At 65.2% G+C, this 10,689-nt stretch carries 6 protein-coding genes and 1 pseudogene; 4 read left to right on the top strand and 3 right to left on the bottom strand.

Features of this window, described 5'->3' with window-relative positions:
* Nucleotides 1-77 (top strand): annotated as a pseudogene (locus tag B3P22_RS23465) (stress response translation initiation inhibitor YciH); the annotation flags it as partial.
* 120 nt (nucleotides 78-197) lie between these two features.
* Complete coding sequence (gene speA / locus B3P22_RS23460; RefSeq protein WP_296272839.1) at nucleotides 198-2,111, top strand: arginine decarboxylase; 1,914 nt, start codon at nucleotides 198-200, stop codon at nucleotides 2,109-2,111.
* 67 nt (nucleotides 2,112-2,178) lie between these two features.
* Here speA and B3P22_RS23455 read toward each other — a convergent pair whose 3' ends face one another.
* The 3 genes from B3P22_RS23455 to B3P22_RS23445 all read right to left on the bottom strand — a co-directional run bounded on the left by B3P22_RS23455 (nucleotide 2,179) and on the right by B3P22_RS23445 (nucleotide 5,187).
* Nucleotides 2,179-2,634, bottom strand: a complete 456-nt coding sequence (locus tag B3P22_RS23455) for a DUF2214 family protein (protein WP_296272838.1) — start codon at nucleotides 2,632-2,634, stop codon at nucleotides 2,179-2,181.
* 12 nt (nucleotides 2,635-2,646) lie between these two features.
* Nucleotides 2,647-3,684: a sensor domain-containing diguanylate cyclase gene (locus tag B3P22_RS23450; protein WP_296272836.1), complete on the bottom strand. Its 1,038-nt coding sequence runs from the start codon at nucleotides 3,682-3,684 to the stop codon at nucleotides 2,647-2,649.
* 144 nt (nucleotides 3,685-3,828) lie between these two features.
* A complete protein-coding gene (locus B3P22_RS23445; RefSeq protein WP_296272834.1) occupies nucleotides 3,829-5,187 on the bottom strand; it encodes an MATE family efflux transporter in 1,359 nt (452 codons plus the stop codon).
* 154 nt (nucleotides 5,188-5,341) lie between these two features.
* On the opposite strand from B3P22_RS23445, the gene B3P22_RS23440 reads away from it, so the two are divergent.
* Nucleotides 5,342-10,240: an alpha-2-macroglobulin family protein gene (locus tag B3P22_RS23440; RefSeq protein ID WP_296272832.1), complete on the top strand. Its 4,899-nt coding sequence runs from the start codon at nucleotides 5,342-5,344 to the stop codon at nucleotides 10,238-10,240.
* A 143-nt stretch (nucleotides 10,241-10,383) separates the two neighbouring features.
* Nucleotides 10,384-10,689 (top strand): endonuclease domain-containing protein (locus B3P22_RS23435; RefSeq protein ID WP_296272830.1); only part of this gene is annotated, 306 nt, incomplete at its 3' end.

Raw genomic sequence — 10,689 nt, 5'->3', positions numbered from 1 at the left:
TTCAGGGTGACCACGTCGAACTGCTGCTCGCCGAGTTGAGCAACCGCGGGTTTACCGCGAAGAAGTCCGGCGGCTGACGCCCCGTTTTCTAAACTTCGATGACGCTCATGCGGTCAACCGCCGAGCAAACGTCATCTTGCTTCATCATTTCTAAACTGGCCGCCAGCAAGGTCAGGCTTTTCTCATGGGAGAACCCGATGTCCGCACGACGCACCCGCAAAGACGACGGCAGCCAATGGACCGTAGCCGATAGCCGCAGTGTCTATGGCATTCGCCATTGGGGCGCCGGTTACTTCTCGATCAACGATGCCGGACGTATCGAAGTGCGCCCCAACGGTCCGGACAGCCAGCCCATCGACCTCTATCAGCAGGTCGACGAGCTGCGCCAGAGCGGCCTGTCGCTGCCGCTGCTGGTGCGTTTCCCGGACATCCTGCAGGACCGCGTGCGCCGCCTGACCGGCGCCTTCGACGCCAGTATCGAGCGCCTGGAATACCAGAGCCGCTATACCGCGCTGTACCCGATCAAGGTCAACCAGCAGGAGGCGGTGATCGAGAACATCATCGCCACGCAGAACGTCTCCATCGGCCTGGAAGCCGGCTCCAAGCCCGAGCTGCTGGCCGTGCTGGCACTGGCACCGAAGGGCGGTACCATCGTCTGCAATGGCTACAAGGACCGCGAGTTCATCCGCCTGGCGCTGATGGGGCAGAAGCTCGGTCACAACGTGTTCATCGTCATCGAAAAGGAGTCGGAAGTCGCCCTGGTGATCGAGGAAGCGGCCGAGCTCAAGGTCGCGCCGCAGATCGGCCTGCGCGTGCGCCTGTCCTCGCTGGCATCCTCCAAGTGGGCCGACACCGGCGGCGAGAAATCCAAGTTCGGCCTGTCCGCCGCGCAGATCCTGCAGGTGGTTGAGCGCTTCCGCGCCGCCGGGCTGGATCAGGGCATTCGCCTGCTGCATTTTCATATGGGTTCGCAGATCGCCAACATCGCCGACTACCGCAAGGGCTTCCGTGAGGCCATCCGCTATTACGGCGAGTTGCGTGCCATGGGCCTGCCGGTCGATCACATCGATGTCGGCGGTGGCCTGGGCGTGGACTACGACGGCACGCATTCGCGCAACGCCAGCTCGATCAACTACGACATGCAGGACTACGCCGATGCCGTGGTCGACATGCTCAAGGAGTTCTGCGACCGCCAGGAAATCCCCCATCCGCACATCTTCTCCGAGAGCGGCCGGGCGATGACCGCGCACCACGCCGTGCTGCTGGTGCAGGTGACCGACGTCGAGCGGCACAACGACAAGGTGCCGGAGATCGACCCGAGCGTGGAACAGCCGGAAGTGCTGCACTGGCTGATCCAGTTGCTCGACGACAGCGACCCGGAAATGGTCGCCGAGACCTACTGGCGGGCCACCCACTACATCGAGGAAGTGGCCGCGCAGTATTCGGCCGGCAAATTGAGCCTGGCGCAGAAGGCGCTTGCCGAACAGTGCTACTTCGCCATCTGCCGTCGCCTGCACAACCAGCTCAAGGCCCGTCAGCGTTCGCACCGTGCCGTGCTCGACGAACTCAACGACAAGCTCGCCGACAAATACATCTGCAACTTCTCGGTGTTCCAGAGCCTGCCGGACACCTGGGCCATCGGCCAGATCCTGCCGATCCTGCCGCTGTCGCGCCTGGACGAGGAACCGCTGCGCCGCGCCGTGCTGCAGGACCTGACCTGCGACTCCGACGGCAAGATCCGTCAGTACGTCGACGAGCAGTCCATCGAGACCAGCCTGCCGGTGCACGAGATTCGCGAGGGCGAGGACTACGTGCTGGGCATCTTCCTGGTCGGTGCCTACCAGGAGATTCTCGGCGACATGCACAACCTGTTCGGCGACACCGACTCGGTGAACATCTACCAGGCCGCCGACGGCAGCGTGGTGCACGCCGGTATCGAGACTCACGACACCATCGAGGACATGCTGCGCTATGTGCACCTGTCGCCCGAGGAGCTGATGACCCACTACCGCGACAAGGTAGCCAGCGCCAGGATCAGCGCCCGTGAGCGCACCCAGTTCCTCGATGCGCTGCGCCTGGGGCTGACCCGCTCGTCCTACCTGTCTTCATAGGCGGCCTCCGGGCTACGCTGCTGCTCTGTGGGAGGCGCTTTAGCGGCGAAGCTTTGCGTCTCTCGGTTCAGCCAATGACGCCATAGCCACGTGCCATCAGCGTTGCCAGCAGCGGGATCGCCAGCAACAGCATTAGCTCGATGCGAATGCTCCAGGTTACCAGGCGCACCTGCCGTGCGCTTGGCGTCGGCACCTGGCCGGCCTTCACAGCGCTACGCCACTTGATGGACACCAGGGTAGGCAGGATCGACAGCAAGCCGACCAGGATGAACAGGCCGAGCTTGGCATGGAACAGGCTGTTGCCCATGTAGTAGGCCGCGCCCTTGCCGAACCACAGCACGCGGGCGATGCCGGTGATCAGCACCAGGCCGGCGCAGATGCCGTAAGCCAGGTCGGCGATCATCAGGCTGCGTGCCCGCGACAGATCCAGCGGCGCCTTGAACAGCACGTGCTCGATGCTCAGCAGGGCGAACAGGGCGAAGATCGACAGGTAGTGCAGATAGGCGACGAACGCGGCGGCCATGTTTGCTTCCCTTCAGTGGGCGCTGGGGGCGAGCTCACTGCGGTTGCGACCGCCGTGCTTGGCCCGGTACAGTGCCTGATCGGCACGTTTTAGTGCGTCCATGGCGCTCTCGCCTACGCCGAGCAGCGTGCAGCCGAGGCTGACGGTCTGCTCAAGCTCGGCATTTTCCAGCTGCATCGGCTGGCTGGCTATGGCCAGGCGGATGCGTTCGGCAATCTGCAATAGCTCTCGCTCGTCATGCACCTGGGTAAGGATGACGAACTCCTCGCCGCCATTGCGTGTGACCACATCCTGTGGGCGTACCGCGGCACTCATGCGTCGCGCACTTTCCCACAGGACATGATCACCGCCATCGTGGCCATGTTTGTCGTTGACCTGTTTGAAGTGGTCAAGATCGCAATAGATCAGGCCCAGGCGCCGCTGGTTGTGCTCGGCTGCGGCCTGCTCCAGCGGCAGGAAGTGCAACAGCCCGGCGCGGTTCCACAGTTGGGTCAGGGCATCGAGCATGCCCTTGCGCTGCTCGCGGCTGAGGGCGTCGCGCAGGTCGCTGGCCTGCTGCGAGCAGTGCAGCAGGTGCAGGTAGTGTTCGGTGAGGTAGGCCAGGTCGCGCAGCTTGAATCGATCCTGGTGGCCGAATTGGCGTGGCTTCGGGTCCGCCAGGCACAGGGTGCCCAATGGCATGCCGTCGGCATCGTGCAGCGGCCAGCCGGCATAGAAGCGCACATCCGGGGCATTGCGCGCCAGCTCGCTGCCGGCAAAACGCTTGTCCACCTGGCTGTCCTCGACGATCAGCGGCTCGTCGTGCAGTACCGCCTGCGAGCAGTAGGACAGGCTGCGCGGCGTTTCCGCGGCGTCCAGCCCCTGGCGGCTCTTGAACCACTGACGGTCGCGGTCGACCAGCGTGATCAGCGCCATCTTCACCTGGAACAGGTCGTGGGCCAGGCGAGTCAGGGTATCGAGATAGGGATCGGCAGGCGTGTCGAGTAGCTCGAGGCGATCGAGTGCCTGCTGGCGTTCGGCTTCATTCGACGGAACTGGCACGCTGAGCATGAGCGATCTCTCCTAGCAGGCGGTTGAAAAACTACCTACGTTGGCAATACTGCGTTAAAAACGGCCTCAAAATGCTCATTTACACCTGTAAACTGCGCTTTTTCGGCCGTTTTTGCCTTGTCTTACCTGCCTCGCCTACGTTTTTCAACGGCCTGCTAATTCAGGGGAAGGGAACCACAGGTCGCGACGGCTCAATTGCCAAGCATAGCCAGCCAACACCAGGCTGCGCAGCCCCATAAATGCCAGAAATGCCAACCACAGCCCGTGGTTGCCCAGGCTTTGCAGCCACCAGCCCAGCGGCAGCGTCAACGCCAGGGCGATGAGCATGGCGTCGCGCATTTCCCGGGCACGAGTAGCGCCGATGAACAGGCCGTCGAGCAGATAGCTCCACACCGCCAGCAGAGGCAGCAGCGCCAGGTAGGGCAGGAAGTTCAGGGCCAGTTCGCGGACCTCGGCAATGTTCGTGAGCATGCCGACGAACCAGTGCCCGCCGAGCAGGAAGAACAGCGCAAAGCCGGCGCTGGCCAGCAGCGACCAGGTGCCGGCGACCAATAGCGAGCGGCGTAGCGCATCGCGATCTCGCGCTCCCAGGGCATGGCCGCACAGGGCTTCGACGGCATGTGCCAGGCCGTCCAGGGCATAGGCAGTCAGGGTCAGGCCATTGAGCAGCAGGGCATTGGCCGCCACCGTGGCATCGCCCAGGCGCGTGCCTTGTACGGTGATGAGGAAGAACACCAGCTGCAGTGCCAGGGTGCGGATGAAGATGTCGCGGTTGACCACCAGCAGCGGGCGCCAGTTGCTCCAGCTTTTCAGCGCGCTGCCGTCGAGTTGGCCTGGATAGCGAGCCAGTGCTCCGCGGGCCAGCCACAGCCCGAGCAGGGCGCCGCTCCATTCGGCGATCACCGAAGCCCAGGCCGCGCCGGCCACGCCCCATTCGAGGCCGAGCACGAACAGCAGATCCAGCGACACGTTGATCAGGTTGGCGGTGAGCAGAATGGCCAGCGGGCCACGGGCGCTTTGTGTGCCCAGCAGCCAGCCGATCAACGCGTAGGTTGCCAGGCTGGCGGGCAGGCCGAACAGGCGAATCTGGAAGTACTGGCGCGCCAGTTGGTCCAGTTCGGCCGACGGCTGCATCAGACTCAGCGCCGCGCTGCTGAAGGGCACGGCCAGCAAACCCAGGAGCAGCGCCAGGAACACGCCCAGGCCGAGCCCCTGCACCAGCACCTGGCGCAAGGCGCCGCCGTCCTCGCGGCCTGCGGCCTGGGCGGCGAAACCGGTGCTGCCCATGCGCAGAAAACCCATGGCCCAGGTGAGCAGGGTATAGAGGCTGCCGCCGACTGCGACCGCAGCGAGCTGGTGAGCATGCGGCAGGTGGCCGACCACGGCGGTATCGACCAGCGCCACCATGGGCACCGAGAGGTTGGAGAGAATCATCGGCGCCGCCAGCGCCCAGACCTTGCGCTGGGTTGGGGCGTGGCGCCAGGCATCGAGCAGGGCGGACATGAGCAGCTCCGGCAAAACGCCGATTATAGGCACAGCGCCGGCGCGGCCCCAGGAGTGTGAGTAGTTTGGCGAATTCGTCGGGATGACTCGTCGCCTTCAGGGCGCCTCGGCTATAGTTGTCGGCCTCTGCGCCCCCCTGATTCCGGAGCCCGCAATGCCGAACAAAGGACTGCTTCTGGCCTTGGCGCTGACCCTGCTCAGCGCCTGTGATTCTTCTGAACCCCCTGCCACGGTGACCCCCGCTGCTCCTGCCGCGCAACAACCACAGGCGCCGAAGCCTGCGGTCAACCGCGAGGCGCTGGCCGAGCGTTACGCCGGGCGCGAGCTGGAGGTGGTCGACGTCTCCGAAGTACAGCTCGATGGTGCCAGTGCGCTGTCGGTGACCTTCTCCATTCCGCTGGACCCCGACCAGCCCTTCGCCGAACGCCTGCATCTGGTCGATAGCGTCTCTGGCAAGGTCGATGGCGCCTGGGAGCTGACCGACAACCTCAGCGAGCTGCGCCTGCGCCACCTGGAGCCGCAGCGCAAACTGGTACTGACCATTGATGCCGGCCTCAAGTCGATCAATGGCGGCAAGCTCGCTGCCGAGCATGTCAGCCGCTTCGAGACTCGCGATTTGCAGGCCAGCGTCGGTTTCGCCAGCCGTGGCTCGCTGCTGCCGACCCGTCTGGCCGAAGGCCTGCCGGTGATCGCGCTGAACGTCGACAAGGTCAATGTCGAGTTCTTCCGCATCAAGCCCGAGGCGTTGCCGAATTTCCTCTCGCGCTGGGGCCGCGCCAGCAATCTGGATACCTGGGAGGCGCGCGAGCTGCTGCCGATGGCCGAGCTGGTCTATGGCGGCCGCTTCGACCTGAACCCGGCGCGCAACACCCGCGAGACCCTGCTGCTGCCCATCGCCGGGCTGGAGCCGTTCAAGCAGCCTGGCGTCTATCTGGCCGTGATGCGTGAGGCTGGTAGTTACAGCTATTCGCAGCCGGCAACGCTGTTTTCCCTGAGCGATATCGGCCTCTCCGCGCATCGCTATCGTGACCGTCTGGATGTGTTCACTCAGGCACTGGAAGGTGGCAAGGCGCAGTCCGGGGTGCAGCTGGAACTGCTCGATGGCGACGGCGCACTGCTCGCCGAAGGCAAGACTGATTCGGCTGGCCATGCGCAACTGCCGCTGCCGGCCAAGGCCCAGGTGCTGCTGGCCAAGCAGGACGAACAAACCAGCCTGCTGCGCCTGAACATCCCGGCGCTGGACCTGGCCGAGTTCGATATCGCCGGCCCCAAGGCGCATGCCCTGCAGTTCTTCGTGTTCGGCCCGCGTGATCTGTATCGCCCCGGCGAGACCGTGCTGCTCAATGGCTTGCTGCGCGATGCCGACGGTAGCCCGGTCAAGGCTCAGCCGGTCAGCGTCGAGGTGCGCCGTCCGGACGAGCAGATCAGCCGCAAGTTCGTCTGGAATGCGGGTGATGACGGTCTTTACCAGTACCAGCTGCCGCTGGCCGAAGAGGCGCCGACCGGTCGCTGGCAGTTGTTGCTCGACCTGGGCGATGGCAGCCCGCAGCTCTATGAATTCCTCGTCGAGGACTTTCTGCCCGAGCGCATGGCCCTGGAGCTCAAGGGCCAGGACCAGCCCTACGCGCCGGGCGACAGCGCCGAATTCGCGGTGACCGGGCGTTACCTCTACGGTGCGCCGGCCGCAGGCAATCGCCTGACCGGGCAACTCTACGTGCGCCCGCTGCGTGAGGCGGTGGCGAGCCTGCCGGGCTATCAGTTCGGCGACGTCACCGAAGCCGACCTGAGCCAGGATCAGGAACTCGACGAGCAGAATCTCGACGACCAGGGCCGCGCCATGCTGCGCCCGGAGAACCGCTGGGGCGACGCCAAGTCGCCGCTGCGTCTGATCCTCCAGGCCAGCCTGCAGGAGTCCGGTGGCCGTCCGATCACTCGCCGCATCGTCCAGCCGGTATGGCCGGCCGAGCGCCTGCCGGGCCTGCGTGGCCTGTTCGAGGGCGAGGAAGTCGACGCCGACAGCCTGGCCGAATTCGAAATCCTGGTGGCCGACGCCGCCGGCAACAAGCTGGCGGCCGACAACCTCAACGTGCGCCTGGTGCGCGAGCGCCGCGACTACTTCTGGAGCTTCTCCGACGGTGAGGGCTGGCGCCATAACTACAACGAGAAGTTCCTCACCCTCAGCGACGAGCCGCTGAAGGTCGCCGCGGGCGGCACCGCCAAGGTCAGCTTCCCGGTGGAGTGGGGCCCGTATCGGGTCGAGGTGGTGGACAACCAGACCGGCCTGGTCAGCAGCCTGCGCTTTTGGGCAGGCTACCGCTGGCAGGACAACGCCGACGGCGGCGCGGTGCGCCCGGACCAGGTCAAGCTGGCGCTGGATAAACCCGCTTATTCCGCTGGCGATGTGGCCAAAATCACCGTCACCCCGCCGGCTGCCGGCAACGGCTACCTGCTGGTCGAGTCCAGCGAGGGACCACTGTGGTGGGAGGAAATCAGCGTACCGGCCGAGGGCAAGACTTTCGAACTGCCCATCGACAAGAAATGGGCACGCCACGATCTCTACCTCAGTGCCCTGGTGGTGCGTCCGGGTGAGCGCAAGGCGCAGGTCACCCCGAAGCGCGCCGTTGGCCTGCTGCACCTGCCGCTGGAGCGCGCCCCGCGCAAGCTGGCGCTGAGCCTGGAAGCGCCGGAAAAGATGCGGCCCAAGCAGCCGCTGAAGGTCAAGGTCAGCGCGCGTAACGCCGACGGCAGCATTCCCGAGAAGGTGCATGTGCTGGTCGCCGCGGTGGACGTGGGCATCCTCAACATCACCAGTTACGCCACGCCCGACCCTTTCGCCAACTTCTTCGGGCGCAAGGCCTATGGCGCGGACCAGCTGGATATCTACGGCCAACTGATCGAAGCCCAGGGGCGCGTCGCCAGCCTGGCTTTCGGCGGTGACGCCGGTCTCGCTGCCGGTGGCAAGCGCCCGGATACCAGCGTGCTGATCGTCGCGCTGCAGAGCGATGCACTGAAGCTGAACGACAAGGGTGAAGGCGAAGTCAGCCTGGATATCCCCGATTTCAATGGCGAGCTGCGTCTGATGGCGCAGGCCTGGACCGACGAGCGCTTCGGTATGGCCGAGGCCAAGACAGTGGTGGCCGCGCCGCTGATCGCCGAGCTGTCGATGCCGCGCTTCCTCGCCGGGGGGGACGAAACCACCCTGGCGCTGGACCTGACCAACCTGTCCGGTGCCGAGCAGCAACTCGACGTGCAACTGGGCGTCGAAGGTCAGCTGCGTCTGCTCGGCAAGGGGGACTCGCCGATCAGCCTGAAGGATGGCCAACGCACCACCTTGCGCATTCCGGTGCGCGCCGAAGGCGGCCTGGGCCAGGGCCGTATCCATGTCGAGGTGCAGGGCCTGGCACTGCCGAACGAGGCGCTGGGCGACTTCAGCCGCGAATGGACGCTGGGCATTCGCCCGGCTTACCCGGCGCAACTGCAACACTTCCGCGCCGTTCTGGGAGAAGGCGAGCCCTGGAGCATGCCGGCTGGCACCCTCAACCAGTTCGAGCCTGCCGGGCTGGAGGCCGTGTTGGCCCTGTCGAGCCGGCCGCCGCTGAACCTCGGTGAGCAGATTCGTGCGCTCAAGGCGTATCCCTACGGCTGCCTGGAACAGACCACCAGTGGCCTGTATCCGTCGCTCTACGCCGACGCCGCCAGCCTGAAAAAGCTCGGCCTGGAGGGCGAGCCGGACGAACAGCGGCGCAAGAGCATCGAGCTGGGCATCGAGCGCCTGCTCGGCATGCAGCGCTACAGCGGCGGCTTCGGCCTGTGGAGCGCTGAGAGCGAAGAGGAATACTGGCTCACCGCCTATGTCACCGACTTCCTCCTGCGCGCCCGCGAGCAGGGCTTCGGCGTACCGGCCGAGGCGCTGAAAAAGGCCAATGATCGCCTGCTGCGCTATTTGCAGCAGAGCAGCCTGATCGAGGCCAGCTACAGCCAGGACTTCGCCCACACCCGCTTCGCCGTGCAGGCGTACGCCGGCTACGTTCTGGCGCGCAGCCAGCAGGCGCCGCTGGGGGCGCTGCGTAGCCTGTTCGACCGCCGCAATGATGCGCGCTCCGGCCTGCCGCTGGTACAGCTGGCTGCTGCGCTGAAGCTGATGGGCGATGCGCCACGTGCCGAGCAGGCGCTGAGCCAGGGGCTGATCCAGCCGCGCGATGGCGAACGCTGGATGGCCGACTACGGCAGCCCATTGCGTGACCAGGCGCTGATTCTCGCCCTGCTGGAAGAGCACGACCTGGCGGCCGGGCAGCGCGAGCAGCGGCTGTTCAACCTGGCCGATGAGCTGGCCGGTCAGCGCTGGCTGTCGACCCAGGAGCGCAACTCGCTGTTCCTCGCCGGGCGCGGCATTCTCGGCAATCCGGAGCAAGCCTGGAGCGCTGCGCTTGCCAGCGGCGCCTTCCAGTTCGAGCTGAGCAACCAGCAGCCTGGCATCAAGCTGGAGCGCGGTGAACTGGCCGAGCCGCTGAGTGTGAGCAATGCCGGCAGCAGCACGCTGTATCAGCAGCTGACCCTGTCCGGTTACCCGACTCAGGCGCCGCGCGCCGGTGGCGAGAACCTCAGCATCGAGCGCGAGTACCTCGGCATGGATGGCCGTCCGCTTGATCTGCAGCGCCTGGACAGCGGCGAACTGGTGCTGGTGCACCTGGCCGTGCGGGCCAAGCAGCGCGTACCGGATGCTCTGGTGGTGGACCTGCTGCCGGCCGGCCTGGAGCTGGAGAACCAGAACCTCGCGCAAAGCGCAGCGAGCCTTGATGACGCCGGTAGCAACGTCAAGGAGTGGCGCCAGTCGATGCAGAACGCGCGGATCAAGCATCAGGAATATCGCGGTGATCGCTACGTGGCGGCGGTGGATGTGGAAGGCTACGGCACCACCCATCTGCTGTATCTGGCTCGCGCCGTGACGCCCGGCAGCTATCGCGTGCCGCCTCCTCAGGTGGAGTCCATGTACCGGCCGAGTTGGCAGGCGCTGGGAAGCGCGCCGTCTTCGCTGGTGGTGAGAGGGCGTTGAAAGCGACCCTCTCCCCAACCCTCTCCCATAAATGGGAGAGGGGGCTGATCGCATGTAGCTTAAGTCGCGCGCCGTTCTGCTCCCCTCTCCCGCTTGCGGGAGAGGGGCTGGGGGAGAGGGCAAACAAGGTTCAAGGAGGAACCATGACCTTACTCGACAACGCCAAACGCCTTAGGCACGAGATGACCGATGCCGAGCAACGGCTCTGGTATTACCTGCGTGCTCACCGTTTCCTAGGCCTGAAGTTCAAACGGCAGAAACCCATTGGCCCCTATATCGTCGACTTCATCTGCACCGAACGTTGGCTGGTCATCGAACTGGACGGTGGCCAACACCAGCAGCAGACGGAATACGACCAGAAACGTGAGCATTATCTGGAGAGTCGAGGCTATCGCGTCCTGCGTTTCCGCCAGTACCTGATGATTCCAGAAACGCAGGACGCGATAGCC

Source organism: Pseudomonas sp. UBA6323, assembly GCF_002439135.1.
Classification (GTDB): domain Bacteria; phylum Pseudomonadota; class Gammaproteobacteria; order Pseudomonadales; family Pseudomonadaceae; genus Aquipseudomonas.
This window is presented reverse-complemented; position numbering and strand designations above follow the sequence as displayed.